Consider the following 13,848-nt stretch of genomic DNA (forward strand, 5'->3'; position numbering starts at 1 on the left):
GCCGAAAATCCTTTCAGTCCACATAGGTGAGCGCCCGCGCCGGTCAATGCCACAACTGTTCGTGTCTAGAATGTGAGGCCGGTCAAGTAAACACTGGCGCCCTTTGCACGGCATCAGATCCAGCCTCCGCGCGACATCAGGCCAAGGCCTTCCAGTTGCCGCCAGCCCTGATAGCGCTGCGAGGCGGGGCCGTGCAGCACGGGATCGGTGGCCAGACTGTCCCAGTAATCGGCATAGCGGGCCGGATCGGCAAAATGTTCGCGGCGGGTCTTTTCCTCGGCCGCCCGCCGGGCCGCCGACGGCAGGAATTTCGTGTGCAGCAGCACGCCCGAAATCTGTTCGCCGCCGGTTTCGTCAAAGGTGGCGTTCAGGCGCGGCGGCAGGGCGGAGTGGGTTGAATTCACATAGGCATAGCGCCAGTGCCAGCGCACCAGCGGAATCTTGTTGAGCGTCGGCGCGCGGCGGGGGTCTTGCGCAAAGAAGGTGCGCGCCCGCACCCCGCCCTGAATCCAGAGATTGCGCATTCGGGGCTGGACCTGCACCTGATAATTGCCGCTGTCGAACCAGCGCAGGATGGCAAGCGGATCGTCGCCCGGCTGAAAGCTGTGTGCGGAAAGCGGCCCTTCGGGGTAAAGGTCCAGCATCATGGCGCCGAAACTGTCGATGCCGTGGTCATCAAGCCAGCGCGTCAGCGCCGGCAGGGGCCGCGTCTCGCAATGCGGGTAGACCAGCAGTTCGTCGGCATCCAGCGTCAGACACCAGCGGCCATGGCCATGCCGCAGAAGCAGCCAGTTCGTCCAGTCCAGCCCGAAGCGTGACCGGCGGTAGCTGGCGGCGGTCTGCCAGAGCGAGACATCGGCACAATCGCGCAGCAGGGCCGCGGTGTCATCGGTGCTGGCATTGTCCACGATCAGGAAGTGATCGACGCCCAGGCGGCGATGGTACTCCAGGAAATGCGGCAGACGCTCGGCCTCGTTGCGGACGACCATCACGCAGAGGATGGCGCGGCGGCGCAGGCCGGCGGTTCTGTCGGTGATCGGGGTCAGTTCGCGGCGTTTGCGCAGCGCGCGCGCGATCAGGACACGGCGGCGCAGCCGCAGGCGGAAAGACCGCCAGACCTGCACCGCGCCCCGTTGGGGCGCAGGCAGATCAAGGATCGGATAGGCGTGGGGCTCTGCCCCCATTGCCCTATTGCGCAGCCCGCTGTTGCGCGAACATGTCGGTCAGATAGCTCTGAAACTCATCGCGCAGATCGGGGCGTGACAGGCCGAAGGCAACGGTGGCTTGCAGGAACCCCGCCTTCGATCCGCAGTCGTAGCGCAGGCCACGGAAGCGGAAGCCGTGGACGCCGGCCTTCGAGTCGACCTCTTCGGCGATGGCGTCGGTCAACTGGACCTCGCCGCCGGCGCCCTGTTTCATGCGGTTGAGGTTGACCAGAATCTGCGGCGACAGGATGTAGCGCCCGATCACCGCAAGGTTCGACGGTGCGTCTTCGGCCTTGGGCTTTTCGACCATACCCTTGGCGCGGACAATGGCGCCGCGATCCTCGGCAATGTCGAGCACGCCGTAAGAGCTGGCCTTGGCGGGCGGCACTTCCATGGCCGCAACCATGCAGCCGCCGGTTTCGGCATAGGCTTCGACCATCTGCTGAAGGCAGGGCTTTTCGGCGGCGATCACGTCATCGGGCAGCAGGACGGCAAACGGTTCGTCGCCGATCAGGCGGCGGGCACACCAGACGGCATGGCCCAGGCCCATGGGCCGGTTCTGCCGGACATAGGCGATGGCGCCGCTGTCCATGTTGGTGTCCTTGAGCATTTCCAGAAGCTCGGTCTTGCCCTTGCGGCGCAGCTCCGATTCAAGCTCGGGGGCGTTGTCGAAGTAATCCTCAAGCGCGGATTTTCCGCGCGAGGTGACGAAGATGAACTCCTTGATCCCGGCGGCGCGGGCTTCGTCGATCGCGTATTGGATCAACGGCCGGTCGACCAGTGTCATGATCTCTTTCGGGATCGACTTCGTTGCCGGCAGAAACCGTGTTCCCAGACCTGCGACCGGGAAGACGGCTTTTGTAACCTTCTTGGGCTTCATCACATCACTCGTTTCATTTCCCCGACAAACGGACGAACAGCCGTCTGGCTACATAAGATCCTGCGGAAACAGCGGCAGGATTCGGGCGTGGGCGTGAGATACCGGGTAACAGACCTTACGGGAAGCACCTAATGGGGGGAAAAGCACCGCCTTGCGCCCCGTCAGCACATATCTGCCAACATCGATTCCAAGACTGCCACATCCGTGGGATTGTTCAATTCCCAGAATTTGCGGCCACGGGCCTCGACCTCGACACAAAGGACGCGGCGGCCCTGTTCAAGAAAGCGAAGCTGTTCCAGACCTTCCAGCGTTTCCAGCGGGCCGACCGGCCAGCCGGAATAGGCGGCAAGGGCGGCGGGGCGATAGGCATAGACGCCCACATGGTGAAAGACCGGGGTCGGCTCATCATCGGCATAGTCGCGGCCGGTGTAGGGGATGACCTCTTTCGAGAAGTAGAGCGCGCGGCCACCCTGCCCGAAAACAGCGGTGGTTCCACCAACGCGCCCGGCGCGGCGGTCGGCGCGGAACCCCGACAGGGCGGCCCCGTCGCAGCGCAGGACAGGCGTGGCGATGTCGGCCTGCGAATCGGCGGCAAGACCGGCGACCAGATCCTCGACGAACCACGGCGGGGTCAGCGGCGCGTCGCCCTGAAGGTTCACGATCACATCAAAGCCGGGCAGGTGCGTCGCCACCTCGGCCACGCGCTCGGTTCCGTTGCGCGCGTCGGAGGAGGTCATCACCACCTCGGCGCCGAAAGCGCGGGCGTGGTCGGCAATCCGGTCGTCATCGGTGGCAACGACAACGCGGTCGATGCCCCGGACGGCCATCGCTGCCTCCCAGCTTCGGCGAATCAGGGTCTTGTCACCATCGGGGCCCCGCAGGGAAACCAGCGGTTTGCCCGGATACCGGGTGCTGGCATAGCGGGCGGGGATGGCGATCAGCGTCTTCATTTCAGCACCACACCGGGGGCATGGGCGATGAAATGGGGGTTGTCCCAGCCGGGTTTGCCATAGGTCAGCGGCGTGTGGTCATCAAAGCGCACGCAGATGCCGCCCGCCCCGCGCAGCACGGCATCGCCGGCGGCGGTGTCCCATTCCATGGTGCGGCCAAGCCGGGGGTAAAGGTCGGCCTCGCCCGTGGCGACAAGACAGAACTTGAGGCTGGAACCGGCGCTGCGGGAATCCTTCACCGCGTAACGGTTGATGTATTCGTCGGTTGCCGCATCGCGATGGGATTTCGACGCCACCACCATCAGCGCGGCATTGTCCGGCGTTGCCACGCGCAGCGGGCGCAGGCTGCCATCTGCCAGTTCTTCAACAGAAGTTCCGTCGGCCAGGGTGTAGAACAGCCGCCCCTGCGCCGGCGCATAGACCACGCCCCGGACCGGCACGCCGTTTTCGACATAGGCGATGTTCACGGTGAAATCGCCGCGGCGCTGGACGAATTCCTTGGTGCCATCCAGCGGATCGACGATCAGGAAGGTGGCCGCCTGAAGGGCATGGCTGTCGGCCTGTTCCTCGGTGATGAGGGGAAGATCGGGAAAGGCGGCCCGCAGCCCGGCGGAAATCAGGGCATCGGCCGCTTCGTCGGCCTCGGTCACGGGCGAGGCATCGCCCTTGGCGCGCACCTCGAAATCGGGGCCGTTATAGACCTCAAGGATACGATCCCCCGCCTCAAGCGCCAGTTGGCGAAGGATGGGGATAAGGTGATTGTGATCCATGGGTCTCTCCTTGTTGCCTTAGACGGGCCGGGCCCTTATCCTCTGCCGGCAACGGATCGGCAAGAAGTCCCGCTTAGGCTGGGGGCCACAGGACAGGCGAAAAGGCACGGGATGTTCCGACCGCAGGCAACCAGACTCTCGCATATGAGAACCGGGTTCGAGCTTCTCGAACTCATCTATCATTCCACGGCGCGCGCCTTGCGCAAGAACTACAGCAATGCGGTTCTTGGCCTGGTGATGGAGGTGGTGAACGCCGCCTTGATGGTGACCGTCTTCGTGGCAATGTTCCACATTCTGGGGTTGCGGCGCGTCGCGATCCGCGGGGATTTCGTGCTTTACGTCATGTCGGGCGTGTTCATGTTCCGCGCCCATGCCGCCGCGATCGGCGCTGTTTCCGGCGCGGACGGTCAGGCCTCGGCGATGATGATGCACGCGCCGATGAACCCCATCGTCGCGGTCACCTCGGCGGCACTGGCATCGCTGTACCGGCAGATCTTTTCGGGCGCGATCATTCTGCTGTTCTACCACACCCTGTTTGAGCCGATCACGATCAGAGACCCGGTCCCCGCGCTGGGGATGGTTCTGCTGGCCTGGTGGACGGGCGCCGCCATCGGGCTGATCTTCTATTCGGCAACCCCGTGGCAGCCGGAATTCTTTGGCGTCGCCTCAAAAATCTATCAGCGGGTGAACATGATCGCGAGCGGCAAGATGGTGGTGGCCAATATGACGGCGGCACCGCTCAGGGCGCTGTTCGACTGGAACCCACTGTTTCACATCATTGACCAGACGCGCGGTTTCATTTTCCTGAACTACAACCCGCATTTCACCTCGATGGTCTATCCGATAAAGGTGGGAATGGTCTGTGTGGTCATCGGGTTGATGATCGAATTCTTCACCCGCGGGCATATCTCGGCAAGCTGGGGCAAGCGTCGATGATCCGCGCACTGGCTTTGCTTGTGGCGCTGTCGGCCCTGCCGGCGCAGGCAGACGATCTGCCGGCGCTTTACGATGTGACAGGCGTGGCCGCCGGCGATGTGCTGAACATCCGCGCCGAACCTTCGGCGCGGGCGCAGGTGGTGGCAACGCTGCGCCCGAACACGCGCGGGGTCGAGGTGGTGGAACTGTCCGGCACCTGGGGCAAGGTGAACACCGGCGAAGGCGTCGGCTACGCCTCGATGACCTATCTGCGCCGCGCGGGCGCCGGCAGTTGGGCCAGCCTTGACCTGCCCCTGCACTGCCACGGAACCGAGCCGTTCTGGGGCCTGACCTATGACCCGGTGGCCGGCACCGCCACGCTGGATGACCCCGAAACCGGCAAGACGGCCCTGCCTGTTACGGCGCGCTGGGGAATTCAGCCCGGATCAAACCTGGTTGCCCTTGGCGCAACGGGCATGACGGCGGTCTTGCGCGGGGCCGCCTGTTCGGACGGCATGTCCGACAACGCCTTCGGCCTGGCGCTGGATGTGTTCCTGACGGGCCAGACGCCCGACGGTCCGGCAAGTTCGCGGCACCTGACCGGCTGCTGTTCGCTGGCCCGGCCCTGAGCGGCGGATCAGACTGCCGTCACGACCCGGCAGGTCAGGTTGATGCGCCCGCCCTGCGGCAGCAGGGTTGAAGACGCGGGGCGGATGCGGTCAACCCCGTGCCAGGCCAACCGCGCCGACCCGCCCATCAGAACCACATCGCCGGATCGCAGCCAGAAACTTTGCGTGCCTTCGCTGCGATCGGCCCCGCCGATGCGGAACAGCGCGTCGTCGCCCAGGCTGACGGACAGGACGGGGAATGAGAAATCGCCTTCGTCGCGGTCCTGATGCAGGCCCATCCGGGCGCCGGAATCGTAGAAGTTGACAAGGCAACAGTCCGGATCGCGGGAAAGCCCGGTCAGATTACGCCAGATGGCCAGCACCGCCGGGGGGATCGGCGGCCAGGCCGCCCCCGAAGGATGCTGCGGCTGATACCTGTACCCGCGCCGGTCGGTCACCCAGCCCAGCCGCCCGGCGGCGGTCATCCGAACGCTCATCTGCCGGCCGCCGGGGGTGACGGGTGTGACGAAAGGCGCCGCTTCCGCCACCTTGCGCAGGTCGGCCACCAGCGATTCCTGTGCCGGGCGATCAAGATAGCCCGGCCAGACGTGCAGGCCCCTGATCTGAAAAGCCCCGGTTGCCATCGTAATCCCCGAAAATTCGCAACAGACATTGGTGCCAGACCGTTGCAGGGCCGAATACGCCCGCCTATATACGCCCAGTCAAGCGGTCCGGTGCCAGACATCGGGCCAAAACCATACCCCGGCCGGGGGTGCCGAATACGCAGGGCCCCTGTCCGGTGCATCGCCTGAATGAAAGGGATACGCACATGGCCAAAGTCATCGGTATCGACCTCGGCACCACCAACTCTTGCGTCGCCATCATGGACGGCGCCGCCCCCCGCGTCATCGAGAACAGCGAAGGCGCCCGGACCACCCCCTCGATCGTGGGCTTCACGGAAAGCGAGCGTCTGGTCGGCCAGCCCGCCAAGCGCCAGGCCGTGACCAACGCCAGCAACACGATCTTTGCCGTCAAGCGGCTGATCGGCCGCCGCCTTGGCGATGCCGAGGTTGAGAAGGACAAAAAACTTGTCCCCTACAACATCGTGGATGGCGGCAACGGCGACGCCTGGGTTGAAGTGCGCGGCGAAAAGTATTCGCCCAGCCAGGTTTCGGCCTTCATCCTGCAGAAGATGAAGGAAACGGCGGAAAGCTATCTGGGTGAATCCGTCACCCAGGCCGTGATCACCGTGCCCGCCTATTTCAACGACGCCCAGCGCCAGGCCACCAAGGACGCCGGCAAGATTGCCGGTCTGGAAGTGCTGCGCATCATCAACGAGCCAACCGCGGCCGCGCTGGCCTATGGTCTGGACAAGAAGGAATCGAAGACCATCGCCGTCTATGACCTTGGCGGCGGCACCTTCGACATCACCATTCTGGAAATCGACGACGGCCTGTTCGAGGTGAAGTCCACCAACGGCGACACCTTCCTGGGCGGCGAAGACTTCGACATGCGGATCGTCCAGTATCTGGCCGACGAGTTCAAGAAAGAGCACGGCGCCGACCTGACGCTGGACAAGATGGCGCTGCAACGCCTGAAGGAAGCCGCCGAAAAGGCCAAGATCGAGCTTTCGTCCTCCAGCCAGACCGAAATCAACCAGCCGTTCATCAGCATGGACCGCAACACCGGGCAGCCGCTGCACCTGGTGATGAAGCTGACGCGCGCCAAGCTGGAAAGCCTGGTGGACGATCTGATCAAGAAGTCGATCAAGCCCTGCCAAGCCGCGCTGAAGGATGCCGGCGTGTCCAAGGACGACATCGACGAGGTTGTGCTGGTTGGCGGTATGACCCGTATGCCCCGCGTGATCGAGGAAGTGACCAAGTTCTTCGGGAAAGAGCCCCACAAGGGCGTGAACCCCGATGAAGTGGTGGCGCTGGGCGCGGCGATTCAGGCCGGCGTTCTGCAGGGCGACGTGAAGGACGTGGTTCTGCTGGACGTGACGCCCCTCTCGCTGGGCATCGAAACGCTGGGCGGCGTGTTCACCCGGCTGATCGACCGCAACACCACCATCCCGACCAAGAAGAGCCAGGTGTTCAGCACCGCCGAGGACAACCAGAACGCGGTGACCATCCGCGTGTTCCAGGGCGAACGCGAGATGGCCGCCGACAACAAGATGCTGGGCCAGTTCAATCTGGAACAGATCCCGCCCGCCCCGCGTGGCGTGCCGCAGATTGAGGTGACCTTCGACATTGACGCCAACGGCATCGTGTCGGTGAAGGCCAAGGACAAGGGCACCAACAAGGAACAGGCGATCACCATCCAGGCCTCGGGCGGCCTGTCGGACGAGGACATCGAAAAGATGGTCCGCGACGCCGAAGCCAATGCCGAGGCCGACAAGGCCCGCAAGGAACTGGTGGAAACCCGCAACCAGGGCGAAAGCCTGCTGCATTCGACCCGGAAGTCGCTGGCCGATCATGGCGACAAGGTGGACCCGTCCACCGTCGAGGCGATCGAGCTGGCGATGAGCCCGCTGGAAGACGCGCTGAAAGGCGAAGATGCGGGCAAGATCCGCAGCGGCATCCAGAACCTGACCGAAGCCGCGATGAAGCTGGGCGAGGCCATCTACAAGGCCAGCCAGGCCGAAGGCGGCAAGGGCGATGAGGATGACCCGCGCCCGGTGGATGACGAGAACATCGTCGACGCCGACTTCGAGGATCTGGGCAACAACAAGCGGAAGTAATTCCGCTTGAACCGGAACGGGGGGCGGTTCGGCAACGAGCCGCCCCCTCCCGGTTCAGGACAGGGGTTTTGCGATGGCAAAACGCGATTTCTACGAGGTGCTGGGGGTTGCGCGCGGCGCTTCGCCCGACGAGATCAAGAAAGCCTATCGCCAGAAGGCGAAAGAGCTGCACCCCGACCGCAATTCCCAGAATCCTCAGGCCGAGGCCCAGTTCAAGGAAGTGAACGAGGCCTATGACGTTCTGAAGGATGAACAGAAGAAGGCGGCCTATGACCGCTTTGGCCATGGCGCCTTTGAAGGCGGCATGGGCGGCGGCGGTCCGCGCGGCGGGTTCCAGCAGGGCGATTTCGCCAGCGCGTTTTCGGACGTGTTCGAAGACCTGTTCGGCGATTTCATGGGCCGGGGCGGCGGCGGTGGTGGCGGGCGCAGCCGGGCGCAGCGCGGGTCTGACCTGCGCTACAACCTGCGCGTCAGCCTGGAAGAGGCCTGGAAGGGCGTTCAGAAAACCATCAACGTGCCCACGTCGGTGCAATGCGACACCTGCCACGGCACCGGGGCCGAAGGCGGCGCCGAGCCGGTCACCTGCCCCACCTGTTCGGGCATGGGCAAGGTGCGGGCGCAGCAGGGCTTTTTCACCGTCGAACGCACCTGCCCCACCTGCAACGGCATGGGCCAGATCATCAAGAACCCCTGCAAGACCTGCCACGGCGCGGGCCGGGTTGAACGTGAGCGGACCCTGTCGGTGAACATTCCTTCGGGCGTGGAAACCGGCACCCGCATCCGTCTGGCCGGCGAGGGCGAGGCGGGCCTGCGCGGCGGACCGCAGGGCGATCTGTATATCTTCATCGAGGTGAAGGATCACCCGATCTTCCAGCGCGACGGCGTGCACCTGTTCTGCCGCGTGCCGATCTCGATGCCCTCGGCCGCCCTGGGGGGTGAGGTCGAGGTGCCCACCATCGACGGGGGCAGCGCGCGGGTGAAGGTGCCGGCCGGTGCCCAGTCGGGCAAGCAGATGCGGCTGCGCGGCAAGGGGATGCCGGCGCTGCGCGGGGCCGGCGTGGGCGACATGGTGATCGAACTGGCGGTGGAAACCCCGGTCAACCTGACCGCGCGGCAGAAAGAGCTGCTGCACGAGTTCGAGCGGTTGAGCGAGGAAAACAACCCCGAGGGCAGTTCGTTCTTCGCCAAGGTCAAAAGTTTCTGGGACGGGATGAAGGGCTGACGCCGGGCCAAGCGGCGTTAACCCTTCTTTCACCAAGGCTGTGGCAGGCTTTCTGCCATGGCAAACCCCGGCTTCTCAGATGCGCATCTTCCGCTTTTCCCCCCGTCGGGGGATGAGGATGAGGCGGCCGGTCATGCGCTGACCGGCCGCCTGCCCAGCTATATTTCCGATCACCGCAAACGGCTGCGCGCCCGCTTCATGGAGGGCGGCGCGCAGGCCATGCCGGATTATGAACTGCTGGAACTGCTGCTGTTCCGCGCCATCCCGCGCCAGGATGTCAAGCCGCTGGCCCGGTTGTTGCTGGACACGTTCGGCGATTTCAACCGCGTCGTGACCGCCTCGGTCCCGCGCCTGATGATGGTCAGGGGCGTGGGCGATGCGGTGGTGCAGGAGCTGAAGATCGTCGAAGCCGCCGCACAGCGGATGATGCGGGCGCGGGTGATGCACCGGCCGCTGCTGTCAAGCTGGGATGCGCTGCTGGATTACTGCCACACCACCATGGCGCATCGGGAAACCGAACAGTTCCGCATCCTGTTTCTTGACCGCAAGAACGTGCTGATCGCGGATGAGGAACAGGCGAAGGGCACGGTGGACCATGTGCCGGTCTATCCGCGTGAAGTGGTGAAGCGCGCGCTGGAACTGAACGCCAGCGCGTTGATCCTGGTGCACAACCACCCGTCGGGCGACCCCACCCCCAGCGAGGCCGACATCGGCATGACCGCCCAGGTGCAGGATGCCTGCCAGACGCTGGGGCTTACCCTGCATGACCACCTGATCATCGGCAAATCGCGCGAACTCAGCTTTCGCGCGCAGGGCTATCTGTAGCAGCCTGCCGACCCGCATTCCGGCCACCCTTGGGCGAAGTGCGGCAGAACGCCGACTGCGCGGTCGCAACCCTGGATCATGCGCTTGCCGTGCTATTTTACCCCCGCATTACACCCGCAAGCGGCCGCCCGAGGGTTGAAGAACGGGCTAAACCCGCACCGGGCCGAACGGTGCGCCATGCCTCAATGCTTACTGAATCACGAAATCTGCATGCAGGGCGCCAGCGGCATTGATGCTTTTCAGGATGTCGATCATGTCATAGGGCGCGACACCCAGCGCATTCAGCCCGGCGACCACCTCTGACAGGCTGGTGCCGGGGGGAACCTCGGCCAGACCCTTGCCATCGGTTGAAATGTCGGCCGAGCTGCGCGGCACCACCACCGTTTCGCCTTCGGCAAAGGGATTGGCTTGCACGACCAGCGGGCTTTCCTCAACCCGCAGCGTCAGATTTCCCTGGGCCACCGCAACCCGGCTGATCCGCACATCCGCCCCCATGACAATGGTGCCCGACCGCTGGTCCACCACCACGCGCGCCCGGGTTTCCGGTTCGACCAGCAACCCCTCGATCCGGGCCAGCGCATGGGCGGGGGGCAGCCCGGTTCTTTCCAGATCGAAGGACACTGTTCCCGCATCCAGCATGGTGGCCACGCGCTTGCCGAAAGCGCCGTTGATGACCTTTTCGATCCGGGCCGCAGTGGTGAAATCCGCGGACTTCAGGGCAAGCCGCACCGATGAGATCGTGGTGAAGTCGAACGGAACCTCCCGTTCGACCCGTGCGCCAGAGGGAATTGTGCCCGCCGTCGGCACCCCCTGCACGACCCGCGCCGCCTTGCCTTCGGCCGAAATGCCGCCGGCGATGATCGTGCCCTGCGCCACCGCATAGATCTGCCCGTCTGCCCCGTTCAGCGGCGTCATCACCAATGTCCCGCCCAGCAGGCTTTTGGCATCGCCGATGGCGGATACCGTCACGTCGATCCGGCCGCCCGCCCGCGCAAAGGGCGGCAGGGTCGCGGTGACGAAGACCGCCGCCACGTTCTTCGGGCGGTACTCCTCTCCGGCGACATTGACACCCAGCCGCTCCAGCAGGTTGGCCATGATCTCTTCGGTGAAGGGGGCGTTGCGGATACCGTCGCCGGTGCCGTTCAGCCCGACGACAAGGCCGTAACCGACCAGATCATTGCCGCGCACGCCATCCACCTCGACCAGATCCTTGATGCGGACCTGATCGGCCAGCGCGGGCCAGGCCAGGAAAAGAAGGCAAAGGATCAGGCGCAGCATCACAGGTAATCCGTCAGTTTCAGTTTCGACAGGCGCGAGGTGAGCAGGTAAAGCGATTCAAGCCGCGACTGCAGGTCTTCCAGCCGGGTTGCCGCTTCATAGGGATCGGCCTCGACCAGACCGTTCCGGGCAAGGCCAAGGGCTGTTTTCTCGGCCTCGTTTCGGGCCCTGGCATCGGCGATGTCCGCCTGCGCCGTGCCGATCCGCGCCGCCAGCGTTGCCCGCGCGGTGCCGGATGACGCCAGCGAAACGCCGGCGGCCTGCGCAAGCCCGGCCCGCGCATCGGCCTGGCCGGCCAGAAGGCCCCGGTCCAGCAGCGCAACCGTCGCCAGACCTTTCAACGTGTCGCGAAGGGCGGGGTCCAGCGCGGTGACCGGCAGATCGACGCTGTCACCCGGGGCCACCGGCAGCGCCGCGCGGGCCGCGCCCCCCTGATACAACGCGGCATATCCGGTGGCGCCATCGAACCAGTCATTGATCGCCGTCTGCGCTCCGGCGGCCGTTGTCACCCCGGTCAGCGCGGTTTCAAGCGAGGCAAGGATCGTATCGGCATCCGGCAGGGGCGCGGTTTCAGAGACCACGCCGGCAAAGACGCTTTGGTCCGCAAGGCGGGTGTTGAGCGCGGCGATGGCCGCTTCAAACTTCTGCCGCCCTTCAAGGGTGACAGCCGTCAGGTTTTCCGGCGTCGAAAGGCCCAGATTGCGCAGCAGATTTCCGGACAGGTCTTCGGCGGCGGTCGAGATGACACCCAGCGCGGTTTGCATCGCTTCGGCCAGAAGACCCGCTTCGGTGGTGATGGCACCATAGCCCCCGATCCGCGCCAGCGCGTGATCCATCGCCGCAAGCGCAGAGAAATCACCCCCCACCGCCGCGCCGGTATCGGCCTTCTTGCCGGTCGTCATTTCCATCGAGACGCGCGTCACCTCGGCCCTCAGCGTGGCGCCCTGGCGAAACAGCCCGGCGGTCAGAAAGGCGTTGGCGGCGATCCGGTCCATGGTCACAGCTCCAGCAGGGTGTTGATCATGTCATTCACGGTTTGCAGCACCTTGGCATTAGCGGCGTAGGTCTTCTCGATCACCAGAAGCGCCTGCATCTCTTCATCGGTATCAACGCCACCCGCCCGCTCCATCTCATCCAGGGCGGCGTAGCGGGCGGCGGTATAGGCGGTTTCGCTGTCGGCCGAGAGCCGGTCGGTTGAGGTCAGCGACAGGAGATCGGACGCAAGCCCGGCCAGGCTGCGGCTGGCCGCGGGCAGGGCGGCCGAGGCTGTGGGCCGTGCCGCGCCAAGGACATTCGACAGCGCAAGCAGCAGGCCCGCGTTGCCGGAGGGGCCGGTCGCGGTGGCCCCCAGCCCGTCGCGCAGCCGTGTGACAAGGCCACCCTGGGCGGGATCAACCCGCGCGTTGACCGACAGGCGGGATGAAAGACCCGCTTCGTTGGTGGCAGAAAAGGCGCCCCCGGAATCGGTAAACAGGCCGGGGGTCCCGGGTGTCAGCGTTGGGTCCAGACCGGCGGCGGAAAATCTTTCCACCAGATCGCGCGCCAGCGCATCCAGCCGGGCCTGACCTTCCGTCGCCAGATCGTCGCGCACCGCGAACAGCGCAGACAGTTCGCCGCCGCTGATCAGGCTGGCCTCGCCCGCCGTTGCCATCGGCCGGCCGTTCAGTGTCAGCCCGGACAGCCCGCCAGAGGCCTGGGTCATTTCAGGGACAACGGTGTGAACCGCGGTAAAGCCGAACTGGCCAGCGGTTCCGTCCAGCAGGACCGCGCCGCCGGTGGTGATCAGCGCCACGTGATTATGGTCCCGCGCGATTTCCCGCACGGGAACCAGGCCGGAAATTTCGTCGATGATCTGCTGACGCTGGTCCAGCAGCGCCGAGACATCGCGCCCGGCGCCGGTGAAGCTGCGGATCTGCGTGTTCAGATCCTGCACCTGTTGCAAGGCGGTGTTCAGCGTGCCGACCGCGCCTGCAATCTGGCTGTCAGCCTTGGCGCGTTCGGCCTGAATGGCGTCGCTGGCCTGGTTCAGACCCAGCGCCAGATCGCTGGCGGCGCTGACGGCGGCGGCCAGACGCGCCTCGGACTCGGGGCGGCTGGCGGCTTCCAGCAGGGCCTTGTCCAGCGCGCCGATGCGGGCGGTCAGCGACCCGGTGGTTTCCGGGGTTCCGATGATCTCTTCCAGCCGCTTGAGAAAGCTGCTGCGGGTTTCCCGGTCATCCGCGGCCGACTGGGCGACACGGCGGTCATTGATCAGGAACTGGTCGATGTCGCGCCGGATGCCGGTGACCCGCACGCCCTGGCCGGTGCCGCCCACGGACAGGGCCGCCAGGGCCACGGACCGCTTGCCATAGCCCGGCGTCGTGGCATTGGCGACGTTCGAGGAAATCGCCTCGGCCTGGCGGGAGGTGGCCTGAATTCCGGTCAGGGCGCTGGCAAGGGCCGAGGTCACGCTCAT

At 65.3% G+C, this 13,848-nt stretch carries 13 protein-coding genes; 5 read left to right on the top strand and 8 right to left on the bottom strand.

The annotated features are described in order from the left end of the window. Positions 1–113 precede the first annotated feature (113 nt). From C5F44_RS01010 to cysQ, 4 genes are all read right to left on the bottom strand, one after another. Positions 114–1,184: a glycosyltransferase family 2 protein gene (locus tag C5F44_RS01010; protein WP_107671629.1), complete on the bottom strand. Its 1,071-nt coding sequence runs from the start codon at positions 1,182–1,184 to the stop codon at positions 114–116. 4 nt (positions 1,185–1,188) lie between these two features. Next, positions 1,189–2,085 (bottom strand): UTP--glucose-1-phosphate uridylyltransferase GalU, encoded by an 897-nt coding sequence (gene galU / locus C5F44_RS01015; protein WP_107671630.1) that lies wholly within the window; start codon positions 2,083–2,085, stop codon positions 1,189–1,191. A 161-nt stretch (positions 2,086–2,246) separates the two neighbouring features. After that, positions 2,247–3,035 (bottom strand): 3-deoxy-manno-octulosonate cytidylyltransferase, encoded by a 789-nt coding sequence (locus C5F44_RS01020; RefSeq protein WP_107671631.1) that lies wholly within the window; start codon positions 3,033–3,035, stop codon positions 2,247–2,249. Then, on the bottom strand, positions 3,032–3,805 hold the full coding sequence (gene cysQ, locus C5F44_RS01025; protein ID WP_107671632.1) for a 3'(2'),5'-bisphosphate nucleotidase CysQ: 774 nt from the start codon (positions 3,803–3,805) through the stop codon (positions 3,032–3,034). Before cysQ ends, C5F44_RS01020 begins: the two co-directional genes overlap by 4 nt. Before the next feature lie 144 nt (positions 3,806–3,949). On the opposite strand from cysQ, the gene C5F44_RS01030 reads away from it, so the two are divergent. Both C5F44_RS01030 and C5F44_RS01035 read left to right on the top strand, forming a co-directional pair. Beyond that, positions 3,950–4,741, top strand: coding sequence for an ABC transporter permease (locus C5F44_RS01030; protein ID WP_235822472.1), 792 nt, complete (start codon positions 3,950–3,952; stop codon positions 4,739–4,741). After that, on the top strand, positions 4,738–5,349 hold the full coding sequence (locus C5F44_RS01035; RefSeq protein ID WP_107671634.1) for an SH3 domain-containing protein: 612 nt from the start codon (positions 4,738–4,740) through the stop codon (positions 5,347–5,349). Before C5F44_RS01030 ends, C5F44_RS01035 begins: the two co-directional genes overlap by 4 nt. An 8-nt stretch (positions 5,350–5,357) precedes the next feature. Here the strand turns inward: C5F44_RS01035 and C5F44_RS01040 are convergent, their stop codons facing one another. Beyond that, complete coding sequence (locus C5F44_RS01040) at positions 5,358–5,972, bottom strand: alpha-ketoglutarate-dependent dioxygenase AlkB family protein (protein ID WP_107671635.1); 615 nt, start codon at positions 5,970–5,972, stop codon at positions 5,358–5,360. A 185-nt stretch (positions 5,973–6,157) separates the two neighbouring features. On the opposite strand from C5F44_RS01040, the gene dnaK reads away from it, so the two are divergent. The 3 genes from dnaK (at position 6,158) to radC (ending at position 10,115) form a co-directional block, all read left to right on the top strand. Continuing rightward, positions 6,158–8,068 carry a molecular chaperone DnaK gene (gene dnaK / locus C5F44_RS01045; RefSeq protein ID WP_107671636.1) on the top strand — a complete coding sequence of 637 codons (1,911 nt, stop codon included), beginning with the start codon at positions 6,158–6,160 and terminating at the stop codon, positions 8,066–8,068. A gap of 73 nt (positions 8,069–8,141) precedes the next feature. Next, positions 8,142–9,290 (top strand): molecular chaperone DnaJ, encoded by a 1,149-nt coding sequence (gene dnaJ, locus C5F44_RS01050; RefSeq protein WP_107671637.1) that lies wholly within the window; start codon positions 8,142–8,144, stop codon positions 9,288–9,290. Positions 9,291–9,347: 57 nt separating this feature from the next. Further along, on the top strand, positions 9,348–10,115 hold the full coding sequence (gene radC / locus C5F44_RS01055; RefSeq protein WP_107671638.1) for a RadC family protein: 768 nt from the start codon (positions 9,348–9,350) through the stop codon (positions 10,113–10,115). 189 nt (positions 10,116–10,304) lie between these two features. Here radC and C5F44_RS01060 read toward each other — a convergent pair whose 3' ends face one another. Genes C5F44_RS01060 through flgK form a run of 3 tightly spaced genes read right to left on the bottom strand, consistent with a single transcriptional unit; the run spans position 10,305 to position 13,848 of the window. Further along, positions 10,305–11,396 carry a flagellar basal body P-ring protein FlgI gene (locus tag C5F44_RS01060; RefSeq protein ID WP_107671639.1) on the bottom strand — a complete coding sequence of 364 codons (1,092 nt, stop codon included), beginning with the start codon at positions 11,394–11,396 and terminating at the stop codon, positions 10,305–10,307. Next, complete coding sequence (locus C5F44_RS01065; protein ID WP_107671640.1) at positions 11,393–12,388, bottom strand: flagellin; 996 nt, start codon at positions 12,386–12,388, stop codon at positions 11,393–11,395. The genes C5F44_RS01060 and C5F44_RS01065 overlap by 4 nt, the downstream gene beginning before the upstream one ends. A gap of 2 nt (positions 12,389–12,390) precedes the next feature. Next, positions 12,391–13,848: a flagellar hook-associated protein FlgK gene (gene flgK, locus C5F44_RS01070; RefSeq protein WP_107671641.1), complete on the bottom strand. Its 1,458-nt coding sequence runs from the start codon at positions 13,846–13,848 to the stop codon at positions 12,391–12,393.

Source organism: Fuscovulum blasticum DSM 2131, assembly GCF_003034965.1.
Lineage (GTDB): Bacteria > Pseudomonadota > Alphaproteobacteria > Rhodobacterales > Rhodobacteraceae > Pseudogemmobacter > Pseudogemmobacter blasticus.

Coding starts and splice junctions, on each gene's coding strand:
- C5F44_RS01010 (WP_107671629.1), bottom strand. CDS start 1,184: ATGGGGGCAGAGCCCCACGCCTATCCGATCCTTGATCTGCCTGCGCCC.
- galU (WP_107671630.1), bottom strand. CDS start 2,085: ATGAAGCCCAAGAAGGTTACAAAAGCCGTCTTCCCGGTCGCAGGTCTG.
- C5F44_RS01020 (WP_107671631.1), bottom strand. CDS start 3,035: ATGAAGACGCTGATCGCCATCCCCGCCCGCTATGCCAGCACCCGGTAT.
- cysQ (WP_107671632.1), bottom strand. CDS start 3,805: ATGGATCACAATCACCTTATCCCCATCCTTCGCCAACTGGCGCTTGAG.
- C5F44_RS01030 (WP_235822472.1), top strand. CDS start 3,950: ATGAGAACCGGGTTCGAGCTTCTCGAACTCATCTATCATTCCACGGCG.
- C5F44_RS01035 (WP_107671634.1), top strand. CDS start 4,738: ATGATCCGCGCACTGGCTTTGCTTGTGGCGCTGTCGGCCCTGCCGGCG.
- C5F44_RS01040 (WP_107671635.1), bottom strand. CDS start 5,972: ATGGCAACCGGGGCTTTTCAGATCAGGGGCCTGCACGTCTGGCCGGGC.
- dnaK (WP_107671636.1), top strand. CDS start 6,158: ATGGCCAAAGTCATCGGTATCGACCTCGGCACCACCAACTCTTGCGTC.
- dnaJ (WP_107671637.1), top strand. CDS start 8,142: ATGGCAAAACGCGATTTCTACGAGGTGCTGGGGGTTGCGCGCGGCGCT.
- radC (WP_107671638.1), top strand. CDS start 9,348: ATGGCAAACCCCGGCTTCTCAGATGCGCATCTTCCGCTTTTCCCCCCG.
- C5F44_RS01065 (WP_107671640.1), bottom strand. CDS start 12,388: ATGGACCGGATCGCCGCCAACGCCTTTCTGACCGCCGGGCTGTTTCGC.
- flgK (WP_107671641.1), bottom strand. CDS start 13,848: ATGAGCGTGACCTCGGCCCTTGCCAGCGCCCTGACCGGAATTCAGGCC.